We start from the raw sequence: 16,999 nt of genomic DNA, 5'->3' as shown, positions 1-16,999 counted from the left end.
TTGACCCCGCGTGGATCCACGAGCCTTCATGTCATGACCGCCAAGCCTGCCGAGACACCGGGCGCCGCCGCCGCCCCGGCCGCCTCCGACTACCGATCCACCGTCTTCCTGCCGAAGACGGATTTCCCGATGCGCGGCGGCCTGCCGCAGAAGGAGCCGGAGCTGCTGGCCCGGTGGACGGCGATCGACCTGCTCGGCCGGATCCGCAACGCCTCCAAGGGCCGCGATAAGTTCGTCCTGCACGACGGCCCGCCCTACGCCAATGGCGACATCCACATCGGCCATGCGGTCAACAAGATCCTGAAGGACATCGTCGTCCGCACGCGGCAGATGCTGGGCCGGGATTCGGTCTACGTCCCGGGCTGGGACTGCCACGGCCTGCCGATCGAGTGGAAGATCGAGGAGAAGTACCGCCGCGCCGGCCAGGACAAGGACGCGGTGCCGGTGCTGCAGTTCCGCGAGGAGTGCCGTGCCTTCGCCCGGCACTGGGTCGGGGTGCAGTCCGAGCAGTTCCAGCGCCTCGGCGTGATGGGCGACTGGGCCGATCCCTACCTCACCATGACCGACGCGGCCGAGGCGCAGATCGTCCGCGAGATCCACAAGTTCCTGCTCAATGGCGGGCTCTACCGCGGGCTGAAGCCGGTGCTGTGGTCGGTGGTGGAGAAGACCGCCCTGGCCGAGGCCGAGGTCGAGTACCAGGACCTGACCTCCGACATGGTCTGGGTGCGCTTTCCGGTGACCAGGGCGTCGCGGCCGTCGCTCGAAGGCGCCGCGGCGGTGGCCTGGACGACCACACCCTGGACCCTGCCGGCCAACCGCGCCATGGCCTATGGCCCGGACTTCGAATACGGCGTCTACAAGGTCGACGCCGTGGCCGAGGGCAGCTTGGCCAAGCCGGGCGAGACGCTGGTGCTGGCCACGGCGCTGGCGGAGACGGTGGCGAAGGATCTCGCCGTCACCGCCTGGACCTGCATCGACAAGTTCCCCGGCTCCGAGCTCGCCGGCACCGTCGCCCGCCACCCGCTGGCGGGGCAGGGCTATGATTTCGAGGTGCCGTTCCTGCCCGGCGGCCATGTCACGGTCGATGCCGGCACCGGCCTCGTCCACACCGCGCCCAGCCACGGCGCCGACGACTTCGAGCTCGGCCGCGCCCACGGCATCGCCGCGACCGAGACGGTGACCGAGGACGGCCGCTACCACGTCAGCGTGCCGCTCTTCGCCGGCCATGTGATCTACCGGCCGGACGGCAAGAAGGGCGACGCCAACAAGGTGGTGACGGCGGCGGTCGAGGCCGCGGGCGGCCTGCTGGCCAAAGGGCAGATCCGCCACTCCTACCCGCACAGCTGGCGGTCCAAGGCGCCGCTGATCTTCCGCGCCACGCCGCAATGGTTCATCTCGATGGAGACGAACGGGCTGCGCGACAAGGCGCTGGCGGCGCTGCAGCAGACCCGCTTCGTGCCGCCGCAGGGCTACAACCGCCTGTCCTCGATGATCGAGAGCCGGCCGGACTGGGTGATCAGCCGCCAGCGCGCCTGGGGCGTGCCGATCGCGATCTTCGTCGACAGGAAGACCGGCGAGCCGCTGCGCGATCCCGCGGTCTGCCAGCGCATCGCCGCGGCCTTCGAGATCGAGGGCTCGGACGCCTGGTACAAGCACGACGCCCAGTTCTTCCTCGGCGAGACCTTCAAGGCGGAGGATTACGAGCAGATCTTCGACATCGTCGACGTCTGGTTCGAATCCGGCTCGACCCACGCCTTCGTGCTGGAGCAGCGGCCGGAGCTGAAATGGCCGGCCGACCTGTATCTCGAGGGGTCGGACCAGCATCGCGGCTGGTTCCACTCCTCGCTGCTGGAGAGCTGCGGCACGCGCGGCCGGGCACCGTACGACGCGGTGCTGACCCACGGCTTCACGCTCGACGAGCAGGGCCGGAAGATGTCGAAGTCGCTCGGCAATGTGGTCGCGCCGCAGACGGTGGTCGATCAGTCGGGCGCGGACATCCTGCGCCTCTGGGTGGTCGGCACCGACTATTCCGAGGACATGCGGATCGGCCCGGAGATCCTGAAGTACCAGGCCGATGCCTATCGCCGGCTGCGCAACACGCTGCGCTACCTGCTGGGCGCCCTCGACGGCTTCCAGGAGAGCGAGCGCCTGCCCGCCGCCGAGCTGCCGGAGCTGGAGCGCTGGGTGCTGCACCGGCTGTGGGAGCTGGACGGCACGATCCGCCGGGCGGTCGAGGACTACGATTTCCACGCCATGGGAACGGCGCTGCACAATTTCTGCGCCGTCGACCTGTCGGCCTTCTACTTCGACATCCGCAAGGACTCGCTGTACTGCGACCGGCCGGACGATCCGCGCCGCCGCGCCGTCCGCACCGTGCTCGACACGCTGTTCGATTGCCTGACCGCCTGGCTGGCGCCGATCCTCTGCTTCACGGCGGAGGAGGCGTGGCTGGCCCGGCACGGCGACGGGCCGGAGGTCAGCGTCCATCTCCGCACCTTCCCGGAGGTGCCGGAGGCGTGGCGCGACGACGATCTGGCGTCGCGCTGGGCCCGGCTGCGCGATCTGCGCCGGGTGGTCACCGGCGCACTGGAGCTGGAGCGCGCGGCCAAGCGCATCGGCTCGTCGCTGCAGGCCCATCCCGTGGTGCATGCGGGGGACGCGGAGGCCGAGCTGCTGCGCACCCTCGACTTCGCCGAGATCTGCATCACCTCCGGCCTGACGGTCGAGACCGGCGCGGTCCCGGACGGAGCCTTCACCCTGGCCGACGTGCCGGGGGTGGGCGTCACCGTCGCTTCGGCCGAGGGGCATCGCTGCGAGCGCTGCTGGAAGGTCCTGCCGGAGGTCGGCTCGGTCGCGGCCCATCCGGATCTGTGCCGCCGCTGCGCCGATGCCGTCGACGCTTCGGGGGGCGGGGCCTGAGCATGACCGAACCGAGGCTGTTCCGGCGCGGCGTGATCATCGCCGTGCTGATCCTGATCGCCGACCAGCTCAGCAAATGGTGGGTGCTGAAGGTCCTGTTCGGGCTGGCGGAGCCGATCACCACCCAGAGCTGGGCGCCGCCGGTCCGGATCACCGGCTTCCTCGATTTCGCCATGGTCTGGAATTATGGGATAAGCTTCGGTCTCCTCGCCGGCGATACGCCGCTCGTGCGCTGGGGCCTGTCGGCGGTCGCGGTCGCCGTCGTCGCCGGCCTCCTGGTCTGGCTGGCGCGCAACGACCGCGGCCTCGTCGCCCTCGGCGTCGGGCTGATCATCGGCGGGGCGATCGGCAACGTCATCGACCGGCTGCGCTTCGGCGCGGTCGCCGATTTCTTGCATTTTCACGCCGGGGAGTATTCCTTCTGGGTGTTCAACGTGGCTGACAGCGCGATCAGCATCGGGGTGATGCTGCTGATTGCCGACAGTCTTTTCGGCCGCCGGCCGCACCCGGTGACGGCGCAGCAGAGGGATCGATCGTGAGCGGGCAGTCTCGTTTTCTCCAATCCACCAGCCTTTCCCGGCCCGACCGGGCGCGGATGGGCCGGCTGGTCACGCTGGCCGGCCTGGTCGTCGCCACCCTGGCCGTCGCCGGCTGCGAGGGCAGCAACCGGACGGTGCAGGAGATGATCGGCTATGACCGGTCGGTGCCGGACGAATTCGCGGTGATGCCCCGCGCGCCCCTGGCCATGCCGACCTCGTTCGACGAGCTGCCGCCGCCGACGCCGGGCGCGCCGCGGCCGCAGGAGACCCAGCCGCGCGAGCAGGCCGAGGCGATCCTGTTCGGCCAGGGCCAGCAGGTGACGCGCAGCGACGCCTCGGCCGCGGCCGGCCCGGGCGCCGCCTCCATCCTGGCCAAGGCCGGGCAGGCCGAGCCGGGCATCCGCACCACCGTCGACACGGAGACGGCGCAACGGGCGGAGAGCGAGGACGGCCTCGTCGACCGGCTGATGTTCTGGAACTCGAAGCCGCTGCCCGGCACCGTGGTCGACCCGTACAAGGAATCGGCGCGCCTCAACACCAACGCGGAGGAAGGCAAGCCGCTGACCACCGGCGACACGCCGATCATCATCCGCCGGCGCAAGGCTCCGCTCGAGGGCCTCGTCCCGAGCTTCTGAGGGCTGAGTTCAACGGGCCGGCATATGCCGGCCCGTCTTTTTTGATCCGACACGCTCCCCTGACCGGAGGCGCCCGCCCATGTCCGATCTGACCCGCTCGCCCGCCTGGACCGCTCTCGCCGGTCACCGCAAGGCGATGGAAGGCGTGCATATGCGCGACCTCTTCGCCGCCGACCCGCAGCGCTTCGACCGCTTCTCGCTGCGGCTCGGCGACATGCTGCTGGACCACTCCAAGAACCGGGTGACGGAGGAGACGATGCGCCTCCTCTTCGCCCTCGCCCGGCAGCAGGGCGTCGAGGAGTGGCGCGATCGCATGTTCGCCGGCGAGCCGATCAACGGCACCGAGCGCCGCGCCGTGCTGCACACCGCACTCCGGGCCGACCTGTCCGGCTCGGTCGAGGTCGACGGGCAGAACGTGCTGCCCGAGGTGGCGGCGGTGCTGAAGCACATGCGCGAATTCTCCGACGCGGTGCGCGACGGCAGCTGGACCGGCTATACCGGCAAGCCGATCACCGACGTGATCAACATCGGCATCGGCGGCTCCGACCTCGGCCCGGTGATGGTGTCCGAGGCTCTGCGCCCCTTCCAGCACCCGCGCATCAAGCTGCACTTCGTCTCCAATGTCGACGGCACCCACATCGCCGAGACGCTGAAGCGGATCGACCCCGAGACCTGCCTGTTCCTGATCGCATCGAAGACCTTCACGACGCAGGAGACGCTGACCAACGCCCACACCGCCCGGCGCTGGTTCCTGCATTCCGGCGCGCCGGAGGCGGCGATCGCCAAGCATTTCGCGGCCCTGTCGACCAATGCGGCTGAGGTGTCGAAGTTCGGCATCGACACCGCCAACATGTTCGGCTTCTGGGACTGGGTCGGCGGCCGCTATTCGGTGTGGTCGGCGATCGGCCTGCCGGTGATGATCGGCATCGGCGCCGACGCCTTCGAGCGCTTCCTGGCCGGCGGCCGCGCCATGGACGCGCATTTCCGCTCGGCACCCTTGGAGCAGAACCTGCCGGCGGTGATGGGCGTGCTCGGCGTCTGGTACGGCAATTTCTGGGACGCGCAGACCCATGCCGTGCTGCCCTACGACCAGTATCTGCACCGGCTGCCGGCCTATCTGCAGCAGGCCGACATGGAATCGAACGGCAAATCGGTCGACCGCCAGGGGAACCGTGTCGACTACCAGACCGGGCCGGTGCTCTTCGGCGAGCCCGGCACCAACGGCCAGCACTCCTTCTATCAACTGATCCACCAGGGAACGAAGCTGATCCCCTGCGACTTCATCGCCCCGGTCGAGAGCCACAACCCGGTCGACGACCACCACCCGATCCTGCTGTCCAACGTGCTGGCCCAGACCGAGGCGCTGATGGTCGGCAAGACGCCGGAGCAGGTGCGGGCGGAGCTGGCGAAGTCCGGCCTGTCGGGGGCGGAGCTGGAAGCACTGGTGCCGTACAAGGTGTTCGAGGGCAACCACCCGTCCAACACCATCCTGGTGCGGACCGTCGACCCCTACACGCTCGGCCTGCTGGTCGCGCTCTACGAGCACAAGATCTTCGTCCAGGGCATCATCTGGAACATCTACTCCTTCGACCAGTGGGGGGTGGAGCTGGGCAAGCAGCTGGCCAAGGCGATCCTGCCCGAGCTGCTCGGCGAGAAGGCGCCGGGCGCGCACGACAGCTCGACCCTCGGCCTGCTCGCCGCGATCCGCGACTGGTCGTGACCGGACCGGCCGATCCATATCGGGCGCATATGGATCGGCCGGAAACACACTATTGGACATGATGACGGCCGAGGCTCATCACTAGGGGCAAATCCGCCCGCGAGCCGAGGACAACCATGGCCGACTGGAACCCAGCCCTCTACCGCCGCTACGAGGACGAGCGCACCCGCCCGGCCCGCGACCTGCTGGCCCGGGTCGAGCTCGATCCGCCGGTCGCCGGCCGTCCGCTCGTGATCTACGACCTGGGCTGCGGCCCGGGCAATTCGACCGAGCTGCTGGTTGAGCGCTTCCCGGGGGCGGAGGTGACCGGCATCGACAGTTCCGAGGCGATGCTGGCCGACGCCCGCAGCCGTCTGCCGCAGTGCCGCTTCGAGCGGCACGACGTCGCCGCATGGCAGCCGCCGCAGGCGCCGGACTTGATCTACGCCAACGCCACGCTGCAATGGGTGCCGGGGCACGAGACCCTGGTGCCGCGGCTGTTCGGCTTGCTGGCGCCCGGCGGCGTGCTGGCGGTGCAGATGCCCGACAACCGGGAGGAGCCGACGCACCGGCTGATGCGGGCGGTGGCGGGCGAGGGGCCCTGGGCCGCGACGATCGGCGAGGCCGCGCTGGTGCGCACCAGGATCCTGCCGCTCGACGCCTATTACGACCTGCTGGCGCCGGTCGCGGCCGAGACCGACGTCTGGCGCACCGCCTACCAGCACCCGATGGCGTCGCCGGAGGCGATCGTCGACTGGGTGCGCGGCACCGGCCTCCGGCCCTTCATCGACCCGCTGACCGAGGATCAGCGCGCCGGCTTCCTGGCCGACTACACGCGCCGCATCGCCGAGGCCTATCGGCCGAAGGCGGATGGGCGGCTGCTGCTGGCCTTTCCGCGGCTGTTCTTCGTCGCCCGCCGGCCGCGCTAGGTCTTCCGCGCGCCGCACCGGGACACCACATGGCAGGAACCGGCCATGACGACGGAGCCCGCCATGTCGATCACCCAACTCGCCGCGATCGGGTCGCTGCTCAGCGTTCTCCTCCTGCTCGCCGCCTGCGAGGGCATCGAGGTCAAGCCCTACTCGCCGAATGCCGGCCGGAGTTCCCTCGGCGCAGGGAGCAGCGGCCGTCATTGAGGCATCCGCGATCCCGTGACAGGATCGCGGCATGGCTCTCCATCTCTGCCGCACCTGCGGTACCCAGTATCCCGACAGCCCGGTCCCGCCGGCCGCCTGCCCGATCTGCGAGGACGAACGGCAGTTCGTTCCCGAAACCGGGCAGGCCTGGCTGACGCTGGAGGAGCTGCGGCGCGACCACCGCAACCGCATCACGCCGGTCGAAGCCGGGCTGGACCAGATCCTGGTCGAGCCGGACTTCGCGATCGGCGAGCGGGCCTTCCTGATCCGGCTGCCCGGGGGCGGCGCGGTGATGTGGGACTGCGTGGCGCTGATCGACGACGCCACAGTGGCGGCGATCCGGGCGATGGGCGGCCTGCGCGCCATCGCCATCTCGCACCCGCACTACTACACGACGATGGTCGAGTGGGCGCATGTCTTCGGCTGCCCGGTGCACCTCCATGCCGACGACCGCCAATGGGTGCAGCGCCCCGACCCGTCGCTGTCCTTCTGGTCGGGCGAGCATCTGGCATTGGCCGACGGCCTCACCCTGATCCGCTGCGGCGGCCATTTCGCCGGCGCCGCGGTGCTGCACTGGGCGGCAGGGGCCGATGGCCGCGGCGTGCTGCTCAGCGGCGACACCATCCAGGGGCTGCCGGATCGGCGCTGGGTCTCCTTCATGTACAGCTACCCGAATCTGATCCCGCTGCCCGCCGGGGCGGTGCGGCGCGTCGCCGATGCGGTGGCGCCCTATGCCTTCGACCGGCTGTACGGCGCCTTCGTCGGACGGCAGGTCCCGCAAGACGCGCATGGCGCCGTGCAGCGCTCGGCCGAACGCTACATCCGCGCCATCCAGGGCGGCTGAGACTCCGCTCTCCCGTCCCGTGTCATCATCCTGTCATCGCGCCGTGGCAAACGGTCCGCCCGGGCCTTGCCGCGGCGTGTCCCGCGGGCCCGCATCCGGGAGGGGGAGCAGAATGCGTTCTTGGAAGGCCATCGCGCCGGCCGTTGCGGCGGCACTCGGCATCGCGATCCTGGCCGTGCCGGCCCTGGGCCAGACCGTCACGGTCCGCTTCGTCCACACCAACGACATCGACCGGATGGAGGAGCGCGACGGCCGCGGCGGATTCGCCCGCCTCGCCGGCGCGGTGGCGGCGGAGCGGGCGCGGCCGGGCCGGACCATCTTCGTCCACACCGGCGACACGCTGTCGCCCTCGCTGCTCTCCGGCATCGACAAGGGCCGCCACATCATCGACCTGCTGAACCGCATCCCGGTCGACCTCTTCGTGCCCGGGAACCACGACTTCGACCTCGGGCCGCAGGTCTTCCGCGACCGGCTGGCCGAGGCGCGCTTCGACGTCGTCTCCTCCAACATCCGCGAGCCGGACGGCCGCGCCCCGGCCCACACGATCGACGACAAGATCATCGACGTGGACGGGATCCGGATCGGCTTCTACGGCCTGACCACGGAGGACACGCCGATCGGGTCGAGCCCGGGCGAGATCACCTTCGAGGGGTCGATCGACACCGCCCGGCGCAAGGCGGCGGAGCTGCGCGGCAAGGGTGCCGACTTCATCGTCGCTATGGTGCACACGCCGCTCTCGGTCGATATGGGCCTGCTGCGCGGCGGCTTCGCGGACCTGGTCCTGTCCGGGCACGACGAGCACCTGCTGACCTATTTCGACGGCAAGGGCGCGCTGGTCGAATCGCAGACCGAGGCCAATTTCGTCGTCGTCACCGAGGCGACGATCACCAAGACGGTCGAGAAGGGCGAGACCGACATCGACTGGTGGCCCGCCTTCCGGGTGATCGACACCGCCACAGTCACGCCCGATCCCGCGATCGCCGAGGCGGTCGCCGCCTATGGGCGAGAGCTGGACAAGGCCCTCCTGGTCGAGATCGGCGTGACCGAGACGCCGCTGGACAGCCGCCGCGCCAGCGTCCGCACCCAGGAGACGGCGATCGGCAACCTGGTGGCCGATGCGATGCGCGCCGCCGTCGGCGCCGACGTCGCCCTGTTCAACGGCGGCGGCATCCGTGCCGACCGCGAGTATCCGGCCGGCACCGTGCTGACCCGCAAGGACATCCAGTCGGAGCTGCCCTTCGGCAACCGGACGGTGAAGCTCGAGGTCACCGGCGCGGTGCTGCGCCGGGCGCTGGAGAACGGCGTCAGCCAGGTGCGCGAGGTCGGCGGACGCTTCCCGCAGGTCTCCGGCATGGCGATCGAGGCCGATCTCGACCGGCCGGTTGGCGAACGGGTGCGCAGCGTCACCGTCGGCGGCGCGCCGCTGGACCCCGACCGCACCTACACCCTGGCTATCCCGGACTTCCTGGCCCGCGGCGGCGACCAGTATGCGATGCTGGCCGAGGCGAAGCCGGTCATCACCGAATCCGACGCCCAGATCATCGCCAACCAGGTCATCGACTACATCGCGGCGCGGGGCCGGATCGCGCCCAGGGTGGAGGGCCGGGTCAGGCTGTCGCCCTGACCGGCCCCCGGAATCGCGGCGGCCCCTATGCTGCGGGTCGTCGGCGGCCGTGTCCGGTCAAGCCCAGGCCGGCGGCCAGGGCGTCGTCCGCAGCGTCTCCAGCAGGGCCGCCGAGGCCCGCCGCGTGACCGGCAGATCATGGTTCCGCTCGAAGGCGGCGATGGCGGCCCGGGTCCTGGGTCCGATCAGCCCGTCGATCGGGCCCGGATTGAACCCCAGCCTCCTCAGCTGCCGCTGGATCTCCTTGATCCGGGCGGCGGTCAGCCGCGGCTCCGGTACAGGGGCCGACATCACCGCAGCCTCGGCCGGCACTGCCCGCACGGCGGTATGAAGCGCTTCCAGCAACGTCGCCGAGGGCCGCCGCGTCACCGGCAGATCCAGGCTCCGCTGGAAGGCGGCGATGGCGGCCCGGGTCCTGGGTCCGATCCGGCCGTCGGCCGGACCCGGATCGAAGTTCAGCCGCGCCAGCAGCCGCTGGATCTCCTCGATCTCGCGGACGGTGAAGGGCGGCTCCAGCGCAACCACGCGCGGCAGCGCGAGGGGGACCGGTGCGGACGCCATGGCCGTTTCGGCCAGGCCGGCCGGTTCGGCCGACGCCATCTGCGCCGCCAGCTTGTCGAGGATCCGGTCCGGGCCGGCGGCGGCCGTGGTGGTCCAGACCGGGGTGAGAAGGTCGGCCTCCGCCAGATTGACGAACCCGGTGCGGGCCACGGTCCAGGTGCCGCTGTACGGAGCCGCCAGCAGCCTCGCCAGCGCCTCTCCGGCCTGGTCGTAGCCCGCCTCGGCCGCGATCCGATACCAAGCGGCGGCGAGGCGGGGATCGGGCGGCCCGATCTCACTGCTCTCGTAGAGCCGGCCCAGATTGTAGGCGCCGCGCGGATTGCCGCCGACGCTGGCCCGGCGGAACCAATGCAACGCCTCCTGCGGGTCGCGCGCCACGCCGGAGCCCTTGAGATAGGCAAGCCCCAGAGCATTCAGCGCGCCGGTGTGTCCGGCCTCCGCCGCGTTGCGGAAGCGGGCCACCGCCGCTTCCGGATCGCGCGCCACGCCGAGGCCGCGTTCCAGCAGCACGCCGAGATTGTAGGCGGCGTTGGCGACGCCCCGATCGGCGGCGCGGCGATACCAGTAGGCAGCGCGCTCGAGGTTCTGCGGCACTTCGATGCCGAGCGCGAAATACGTGCCGAGGTCGTGCTCGGCAAAGGCCCGGCCGGCGACGGCCTGGCGCGCCAAGCTGCGCAGTTCGGCAGAGGCGTTGTCCGGCAGCGGCGCATTGGCCGCTGGATCGTCGGCCAGAGCGACGGGATGGGTTGCAGCGGCGGAGGTCTGCGGGGCTTCGTCGGCGGCGGCCACCGGTGCGGCCTCGCCCCGGCCGCTTGCCAACCCCGCCGCAGCGAAGCAGCTGGCGGCAACGACCAGCGCCCCGGCCACGTGGCGGGCGGCGGCGCTGCGGGCAGTGCTCGGCTCACGCTCGAGCGGGATCCCCTGACCGGCCAGAAATGTCATCCGACCTCCTCCCCCCGTTTCGAGGTCTGCCCGCGCTGGGGCGGGATTGGGCATGGGACCGGACAGGCCGCTTTCTCTTGCCGTTGATGACGCCTGCCCGGCCCCATGTGAGGGAGCTGCGAGGCCGATCAGCGGGGGACGCTCCGGCCCTGCGAGCTCCCGGGGTGAAATCCTAAATGCCGTGGCCGGTTTCGGCCTATATACACTTCCGGCGATGGCCCTCCCCTCCGAACCGGTCTTCCGACGGTGGAAGCCTGTCGGCAGGTGAAGGCGCTACCGCTTTTTCCCGGTACTTCGATGCCGAGGACCGGGAGGCGACGGCGCTACAATCTTACAGGGGAACAGGCCGCGGTAGATGCCGGCCGGCTTGCCCCTCCGGCCGCTTCGCCGCATCCTGCCCCGGTACGTCGGATATAAGGGAAGGGCGGCATGGCTCGCAGGATCGTGATCACCGGCGCGGGGGCCGGGCTGGGGCTGGAGCTGACGCGGTGGTACGCGGCGCGGGGCGACACCGTGATCGGCGTGGTCCGCAGCGACGCGGCGGCGGCCGACTTCGCGGCCGCGGCCGGAGCGGACGGAATCCTGGTCCGCGGCGACGTCACCGACCAGGCCTGTGCCGACCGGCTGCGCCAGGTGCTGGCGGAACGGGCGCCGGCGGTCGACATCCTCTACAACAACGCCGGCATGTCCGGCCGCGGGCCGCAGCTGGCGAGCATCCGGATCGAGGACGTGCAGCAGGCGCTCGACGTCCATTGCCTGGCGGCGCTCAGGATCAGCCAGGCGGCGATCGATGCGCTGCTGGCGGCGGAGCGGCCGACCATCGTCAATGTCAGCAGCCGGCTCGGCTCGATCGGCCGGGTCTCGGCCGGCGATTTCGACCATCTCGGCATCGCCTACGCCACCCGGATCTCGAAGGCGGCGCAGAACATGCTGACCGCCTGCCTCGCCCGCGAATTCGGGCCGCGTGGCCTCGCCGTCTACGCCGTCCACCCCGGCCGGATCCGCACGAAGATGGCCAGCGCCGACGCCGATCTCGAGGCGCCGGAAGCGGCGGCACGCCTCGCCGGCTGGGTCGACCGCATCCGCCCGGACCGGCCGGTGTTCTATGGCGAGCCGGAGATCGGCACCTTCCCCTGGTAAGCCGAAATGCATTTTCCGCCCCGGTCCTGAAACTTTCCCGGCGGACGATCCGTAAGGCCCTCCCGTCCCGAGATGTCGGCGACAAACCAGGATGGGAGAACCCGAAATGCGTGCCGATCAATACCTCTCCACCGTGTTCGGCGCCTGCCTCGCTCTTGTCGTGGCCGGTGCCCTGACCGGCCCGGCCTTCGCGGAAACCACCGTGATGGTTGGCGGGGCGGCGATGTACCCGAGCAAGACCATCGTCGAGAACGCGGTCAACTCGAAGGACCACACCACCCTGGTCGCGGCCGTCAAGGCGGCGGGGCTGGTCGACACCCTGAACGGCGCCGGCCCCTTCACCGTCTTCGCCCCGACCAACGCCGCCTTCGGCAAGCTGCCCAAGGGCACGGTCGAAACGCTGGTGAAGCCCGAGAACAAGGCGATGCTGACCGGGATCCTGACCTATCACGTCGTGCCCGGGCGGCTGACCGCGGCCGACCTGACGCAGGCGGTGAAGGAAGGCAAGGGCAAGGCCATGCTGAAGACGGTCGAGGGCGAAAGCCTGACCGTCGAGTGGAAGCACAATCGGCTCGAGGTGGTCGACGCCAAAGGCGCCACCGCCTGGGTGACGATCCCCGACGTGCTGCAGTCGAACGGCGTGATCCATGTCGTCGACACCGTGCTGATGCCGATGTGACCGCCGAAGGGCTGGTCGATTCCACGACGGCCTGCCGGGACTCTCCTGCTAGAGTCCCGGCATCCTTGATGCGGGGAAAGATGCCGCCGCAGGACGACGAGGAGCTGATCCGGATGCTGCAGGCGACCGGCCGCGGGGACCGGCGCGCGTTCAAGGCGGTCTATGACCGGACCTCGCCGCTCCTGTTCGGCATCATTCTCCGCATCCTCCGCAACCGGGCCGTGGCGGAGGAGGTGCTGCAGGATTCCTATCTCCGGATCTGGCGCGGCGCCGCGTCCTTCTCGCCCGGCTCCGGATCGCCGCTCGGCTGGATGGTGACGATCGCGCGCCACCGGGCCATCGACGTGGCCCGGCAGCGCCGCGAGGTGCTGGTGGAGCCCGACGAGGATGGCCGCGACTGGCTGGAAGGGGTCGCCGATCCCCGCGCCGACAGCAGCAGCCTCGCGGCCATGCGCCAGCTCGGCCGCTGCCTCGGCCTGCTCGACGAGAGCCACCGGCGCTGCGTGCTGCTCGCCTATTACGAAGGCTATTCCCGCGAGGAGCTGGCGGCCCGCTTCGACCGGCCGGTGAACACGATCAAGACCTGGCTGCACCGCGGGCTGGCCGCCCTGCGGCAATGCCTGGACGGAGCCGGACCGTGACCGAGGAAGAGGAGGCCCGGATCGCCGAATACGTCCTCGGGACGCTGCCGTCCGAGGAGCGGGCCGTGTTCGAGCGGGCGCTGGCAGCCGACCCGGCGCTCCGGGCCGCGGTCGCGGCCTGGGAACGGCGCCTGGAGGGGCTGGCGGCGCAGGTGCCGCCGGTCGCGCCCGGCCCCCATGTCTGGGCCGCGCTGGAGCGGACGATCGGTCCCGAAGCGCCGCCCGCGACCGCGGAGCCATCCGTGATCAGCCGCCTGCGCCGCTCGCGCGCCGTGTGGCGCGCCTCGGCCCTGGCGACCGGTGCTCTGGCCGCCGCGCTGGCGGCCTTCATCGTGACCCGCGGCGACATCCCCCTGCGCCCGGACAGCTATGTCGCGGTGGTGAATCGCGGCGGCGATCTGCCGGCGCTGATCGTCCGGGTCGACACCCGCGCCGGCGTCGTCCAGGTACGCCCGGTGCGGGCGGAGGTGCCGGCCGATCGCAGCCTCGAGCTGTGGTTCGTCGGGGCCGGCGCGCCGCCGCGGTCGCTCGGCCTGATCGACGCCACCGACCGGCAGCGCCTGGCCATTCCCGAGGCGCTGCGCGGCTCCGCCCTGGCCGGCGGCACGCTGGCGGTCAGCGTCGAACCGGCCGGCGGTTCGCCCACCGGCGCCCCCACCGGGCCGGTCGTCTATTCCGGCGCGCTGATCGACGATCCGTCGTGACAGGGGGGGCCGTCCTGATCTCGGGCGATTCCCTCCCGCGCCGTCCGGTCCTAGGATGGGCGGCATGACGATCGAGTCCCTCCGCACCATCCGCCGCCTGCCGCCGACGTTGGTCAACCAGATCGCCGCCGGCGAGGTGATCGAGCGCCCGGCCGCGGCGGTGAAGGAGCTGGTGGAGAACGCGATCGACGCCGGCGCCCGCCGCATCGACGTGTCGCTGCGCGACGGCGGCCGCAGCCTGATCGCCGTGGTCGACGACGGCGCCGGCATGACGCCGGAGGAGCTGCTGCTGGCGATCGAGCGCCACGCCACCTCGAAGCTGCCGGATGATGATCTGGTGCGGATCTCGACCCTGGGGTTCCGCGGCGAGGCGCTGCCCTCGATCGGCGCCGTGTCGCGCCTCTCCATCGCCAGCCGGCCGCGTGCCGCCGCCGAGGGCTGGAGCCTGTCGGTCGAGGGCGGGGCGGTGGCGGCGCCGGCCCCGGCGGCGCTGAACCAGGGCACAAGGGTCGAGGTGCGCGACCTGTTCTACGCCACCCCGGCGCGGCTGAAGTTCCTGAAGGGCGAGCGGGCCGAGACCCAGGCCGCGGTCGATGTGGTCGAACGCCTGGCCATGGCGCACCCGACCCTCAGCTTCACCGTGGCGGACGCCAACCGCACCATCCTGCGGTTGGAGGCGGCGCAGGGCGAGCTGTTCGACGCCCGCCTCGCCCGCGTCGGCGCCGTGCTGGGCGGCGATTTCGCCGAGAACGCGCTGCCGATCGAGGCGCAGCGCGAATCGGTGCGCCTGTCCGGCCATGCGGCGCTGCCGACGCTGAACCGCGCCACCGCCCAGGCGCAGTACCTGTTCGTCAACGGCCGCCCGGTGCGCGACCGGCTGCTGCTCGGCGCCATCCGCGGCGCCTATGCCGATGTGCTGCCGCGCGACCGGCACCCGGTGCTGGCGCTCTATCTCGAGCTGCCGCCGGAGGAGGTCGACGTCAACGTCCATCCGACCAAGGCCGAGGTGCGGTTCCGTGACCCGGCGCTGGTGCGCGGCCTGATCGTCAGCGCCCTGCGCCACGCCATCGCCGCCGCCGGCCACCGCGCCTCGACCAGCGTCGGCGCCGACACCCTGGCCGCCTTCACGGCGCAGGAAGGACCGGCGCCGATGCCGGCCCCGCTCTCCCGGTCCGGCTCCTTCGCCTCGCCCTCCTGGTTTCAGACCCGCGGGCCGTCACGGCCGGCCGCGGGCCTGGCCGAGGCGGCCGCCGCCTGGCAGGCGCCGATCGCGGCCGACCTGGCCCGACCCTCGGCGCGCGCCGAGGCGGCGGTGGCCGAGCCGACGCCGGAGCATCCGCTCGGCGCCGCCCGGGCCCAGATCCACGCGACATACATCGTCGCCCAGACCGGCGACGGCCTCGTCATCGTCGACCAGCACGCGGCGCATGAGCGCATCGTCTACGAGCGGATGAAGGCCGAGCTTCTGTCCGGCACGGTGAAGAGCCAGGGCCTGCTGCTGCCCGAGGTGGTGGAGCTGAACGAGGCGTCTGTGGATCGGCTCTCCGCCCGGCAGGAGGAGTTGGCCGGGCTGGGGCTGGAGCTCGAGCCCTTCGGCCCCGGCGCCGTGGTGGTGCGCGGGGTGCCGTCTCTCCTGGGCCAGGCCGACGTGCCCGGGCTGGTGCAGGACCTGGCCGACGCTCTGGCGGAATGGGACGACGCCCGGCCGCTGACCGAACGCCTGGCCCATGTCTGCGCCACCATGGCCTGCCACGGCAGCGTCCGCGCCGGCCGCCGTCTCAATGCGACGGAGATGGATGCCCTGCTGCGCAGCATGGAGGCCACGCCCAATGCCGGCCAGTGCAACCACGGCCGGCCGACCTATGTCGAGCTGAAGCTGGCCGATATCGAGAAGCTGTTCCAGCGGCGATGACCGTGACCTGCGCCCCGGCGGGGCGGGGCATGACGCTTCCGCAGTTGGAACCGGGCGCGGCCCGGCCTATCTAGGGCATCCGGAGGGCCGGCGGCGGCCGGCCCCGGCGGGGATTGCGTCAACGAGACAGCGGTAATGAGCGGCTACAGGGAAAAGGGGTTCGGAGATCGGTTGAGCAGCGCCGCGGCGGCGAAGAAGGCCGCTCTGGAGAAGTTCCGGGCGAAGACCGCGCCGGACAATCCGGAGCTGATCAAGCAGCGGCAGGAGCGGCAGGCCATTCTCGAGGCGCGCGAGAAGCGCGAGGCGGAGCGCCGTGCGGCGCGGGAGGCCGAGGAGGCGCGGCTGCGGGCCGAGGCCGAGGCGCGGGCGCAGGAAGAGGCGCGGCGCAAGGCCGAGGCGGCCGAGGCCGAGGCCCGAGCCCGGCGCGAGGAGGCGGAGCGGATGGTGGCTCTCCTGGCCGAGCAGAAGGCCGAGCGCGACGCCCGCTACGCAGCCCGCAAGGCGCGCGTCAAGCGCTGACCGGAGAGGCGCGGGCGGGGGAGACCGGCATGTCGAAGACCACCCGCGCCACCCAGGCGCTGCAGCGGGCGGGCGTGAGCTTCGCCGTGGCGGCCTACGACTACGATCCGGGCGCCGACCGAATCGGGCTGCAGGCGGCGGAGGCCATGGGCGTGCCGCCGCGCGTCGTGCTGAAGACGCTGATGGCGGAGGCTGACGGCAAGCCGGTCTGCGTCGTCGTGCCGTCGGACCGCGAGGTCGGCATGAAGAAGCTGGCCGCCGCCTTCGGCGCGAAGTCGGCGCAGATGATGCGGCCGGCCGATGCCGAGCGCGTCACCGGCTACCATGTCGGCGGCATCAGCCCGCTCGGCCAGAAGCGGGCGGTGCCGACCGCGATCGAGGAATCGGCGATGGCGGAGGCCGAGATCTTCGTCAATGGCGGCCAGCGCGGGCTGCAGATCCGGCTGAAGCCGCAGGACCTGCAGGCGGCGCTGCAGGCCAAGGTGGCGCCGCTCGTCGCCTGATC

The 16,999-nt window shown here is 71.4% G+C and carries 16 protein-coding genes; 15 read left to right on the top strand and 1 reads right to left on the bottom strand.

Annotation, left to right across the window (positions count from 1 at the left end; all coding sequences use genetic code 11):
- Positions 1 to 33 precede the first annotated feature (33 nt).
- The 8 genes from ileS (at position 34) to G537_RS35700 (ending at position 9,396) form a co-directional block, all read left to right on the top strand.
- Complete coding sequence (gene ileS / locus G537_RS0100350; protein WP_051247577.1) at positions 34 to 2,919, top strand: isoleucine--tRNA ligase; 2,886 nt, start codon at positions 34 to 36, stop codon at positions 2,917 to 2,919.
- A 2-nt stretch (positions 2,920 to 2,921) separates the two neighbouring features.
- Positions 2,922 to 3,458, top strand: coding sequence for a signal peptidase II (lspA, locus tag G537_RS0100345; protein WP_026868418.1), 537 nt, complete (start codon positions 2,922 to 2,924; stop codon positions 3,456 to 3,458).
- Positions 3,455 to 4,093, top strand: a complete 639-nt coding sequence (locus G537_RS0100340; RefSeq protein WP_155888437.1) for a DUF3035 domain-containing protein — start codon at positions 3,455 to 3,457, stop codon at positions 4,091 to 4,093. Before lspA ends, G537_RS0100340 begins: the two co-directional genes overlap by 4 nt.
- A 79-nt stretch (positions 4,094 to 4,172) precedes the next feature.
- On the top strand, positions 4,173 to 5,813 hold the full coding sequence (gene pgi, locus G537_RS0100335) for a glucose-6-phosphate isomerase (RefSeq protein WP_026868416.1): 1,641 nt from the start codon (positions 4,173 to 4,175) through the stop codon (positions 5,811 to 5,813).
- Between the two features lie 116 nt (positions 5,814 to 5,929).
- Positions 5,930 to 6,721, top strand: coding sequence for a trans-aconitate 2-methyltransferase (gene tam / locus G537_RS0100330; protein ID WP_026868415.1), 792 nt, complete (start codon positions 5,930 to 5,932; stop codon positions 6,719 to 6,721).
- Between the two features lie 45 nt (positions 6,722 to 6,766).
- Positions 6,767 to 6,928 (top strand): hypothetical protein, encoded by a 162-nt coding sequence (locus G537_RS43365; RefSeq protein ID WP_155888436.1) that lies wholly within the window; start codon positions 6,767 to 6,769, stop codon positions 6,926 to 6,928.
- Between the two features lie 31 nt (positions 6,929 to 6,959).
- Positions 6,960 to 7,772, top strand: a complete 813-nt coding sequence (locus G537_RS0100320; RefSeq protein WP_026868414.1) for an MBL fold metallo-hydrolase — start codon at positions 6,960 to 6,962, stop codon at positions 7,770 to 7,772.
- A 112-nt stretch (positions 7,773 to 7,884) separates the two neighbouring features.
- The gene (locus tag G537_RS35700) at positions 7,885 to 9,396 is read left to right on the top strand and encodes a bifunctional metallophosphatase/5'-nucleotidase (RefSeq protein ID WP_051247575.1); all 1,512 of its coding nucleotides are present in this window, start codon (positions 7,885 to 7,887) and stop codon (positions 9,394 to 9,396) included.
- A 57-nt stretch (positions 9,397 to 9,453) separates the two neighbouring features.
- Here G537_RS35700 and G537_RS41760 read toward each other — a convergent pair whose 3' ends face one another.
- Positions 9,454 to 10,899 (bottom strand): peptidoglycan-binding protein, encoded by a 1,446-nt coding sequence (locus G537_RS41760; protein ID WP_051247573.1) that lies wholly within the window; start codon positions 10,897 to 10,899, stop codon positions 9,454 to 9,456.
- A gap of 429 nt (positions 10,900 to 11,328) precedes the next feature.
- Between G537_RS41760 and G537_RS0100305 the strand changes: the two genes are divergently transcribed.
- The 7 genes from G537_RS0100305 (at position 11,329) to ybaK (ending at position 16,997) form a co-directional block, all read left to right on the top strand.
- Complete coding sequence (locus tag G537_RS0100305) at positions 11,329 to 12,039, top strand: SDR family NAD(P)-dependent oxidoreductase (protein ID WP_026868413.1); 711 nt, start codon at positions 11,329 to 11,331, stop codon at positions 12,037 to 12,039.
- 106 nt (positions 12,040 to 12,145) lie between these two features.
- Positions 12,146 to 12,718, top strand: coding sequence for a fasciclin domain-containing protein (locus G537_RS0100300; RefSeq protein WP_034850299.1), 573 nt, complete (start codon positions 12,146 to 12,148; stop codon positions 12,716 to 12,718).
- An 80-nt stretch (positions 12,719 to 12,798) separates the two neighbouring features.
- Positions 12,799 to 13,359, top strand: a complete 561-nt coding sequence (locus G537_RS0100295; RefSeq protein WP_026868411.1) for a sigma-70 family RNA polymerase sigma factor — start codon at positions 12,799 to 12,801, stop codon at positions 13,357 to 13,359.
- Positions 13,356 to 14,063 (top strand): anti-sigma factor, encoded by a 708-nt coding sequence (locus tag G537_RS0100290; protein ID WP_026868410.1) that lies wholly within the window; start codon positions 13,356 to 13,358, stop codon positions 14,061 to 14,063. Before G537_RS0100295 ends, G537_RS0100290 begins: the two co-directional genes overlap by 4 nt.
- Positions 14,064 to 14,127: 64 nt before the next feature.
- Entirely contained in the window at positions 14,128 to 15,975 is a 1,848-nt protein-coding gene (mutL, locus tag G537_RS0100285; RefSeq protein WP_026868409.1) for a DNA mismatch repair endonuclease MutL, read from the top strand.
- Between the two features lie 135 nt (positions 15,976 to 16,110).
- Positions 16,111 to 16,494, top strand: coding sequence for a DUF6481 family protein (locus tag G537_RS0100280; protein ID WP_026868408.1), 384 nt, complete (start codon positions 16,111 to 16,113; stop codon positions 16,492 to 16,494).
- 29 nt (positions 16,495 to 16,523) lie between these two features.
- On the top strand, positions 16,524 to 16,997 hold the full coding sequence (ybaK, locus tag G537_RS0100275) for a Cys-tRNA(Pro) deacylase (RefSeq protein WP_026868407.1): 474 nt from the start codon (positions 16,524 to 16,526) through the stop codon (positions 16,995 to 16,997).
- The last annotated feature ends 2 nt before the right edge of the window (positions 16,998 to 16,999 follow it).

Origin of the sequence: Inquilinus limosus DSM 16000, from assembly GCF_000423185.1 — a bacterium.
Classification (GTDB): Bacteria; Pseudomonadota; Alphaproteobacteria; order DSM-16000; family Inquilinaceae; genus Inquilinus; species Inquilinus limosus.
The sequence above is the reverse complement of the archived record's forward strand: the minus strand, read 5'-3'. Positions and strand labels throughout refer to the sequence as shown.

What these genes read in the sequence shown, in the direction of transcription:
- ileS (WP_051247577.1), top strand. Translation starts at nt 34, where the DNA reads ATGACCGCCAAGCCTGCCGAGACACCGGGCGCCGCCGCCGCCCCGGCC.
- lspA (WP_026868418.1), top strand. Translation starts at nt 2,922, where the DNA reads ATGACCGAACCGAGGCTGTTCCGGCGCGGCGTGATCATCGCCGTGCTG.
- pgi (WP_026868416.1), top strand. Translation starts at nt 4,173, where the DNA reads ATGTCCGATCTGACCCGCTCGCCCGCCTGGACCGCTCTCGCCGGTCAC.
- tam (WP_026868415.1), top strand. Translation starts at nt 5,930, where the DNA reads ATGGCCGACTGGAACCCAGCCCTCTACCGCCGCTACGAGGACGAGCGC.
- G537_RS43365 (WP_155888436.1), top strand. Translation starts at nt 6,767, where the DNA reads ATGACGACGGAGCCCGCCATGTCGATCACCCAACTCGCCGCGATCGGG.
- G537_RS0100320 (WP_026868414.1), top strand. Translation starts at nt 6,960, where the DNA reads ATGGCTCTCCATCTCTGCCGCACCTGCGGTACCCAGTATCCCGACAGC.
- G537_RS35700 (WP_051247575.1), top strand. Translation starts at nt 7,885, where the DNA reads ATGCGTTCTTGGAAGGCCATCGCGCCGGCCGTTGCGGCGGCACTCGGC.
- G537_RS41760 (WP_051247573.1), bottom strand. Translation starts at nt 10,899, where the DNA reads ATGACATTTCTGGCCGGTCAGGGGATCCCGCTCGAGCGTGAGCCGAGC.
- G537_RS0100305 (WP_026868413.1), top strand. Translation starts at nt 11,329, where the DNA reads ATGGCTCGCAGGATCGTGATCACCGGCGCGGGGGCCGGGCTGGGGCTG.
- G537_RS0100300 (WP_034850299.1), top strand. Translation starts at nt 12,146, where the DNA reads ATGCGTGCCGATCAATACCTCTCCACCGTGTTCGGCGCCTGCCTCGCT.
- G537_RS0100295 (WP_026868411.1), top strand. Translation starts at nt 12,799, where the DNA reads ATGCCGCCGCAGGACGACGAGGAGCTGATCCGGATGCTGCAGGCGACC.
- mutL (WP_026868409.1), top strand. Translation starts at nt 14,128, where the DNA reads ATGACGATCGAGTCCCTCCGCACCATCCGCCGCCTGCCGCCGACGTTG.
- G537_RS0100280 (WP_026868408.1), top strand. Translation starts at nt 16,111, where the DNA reads ATGAGCGGCTACAGGGAAAAGGGGTTCGGAGATCGGTTGAGCAGCGCC.
- ybaK (WP_026868407.1), top strand. Translation starts at nt 16,524, where the DNA reads ATGTCGAAGACCACCCGCGCCACCCAGGCGCTGCAGCGGGCGGGCGTG.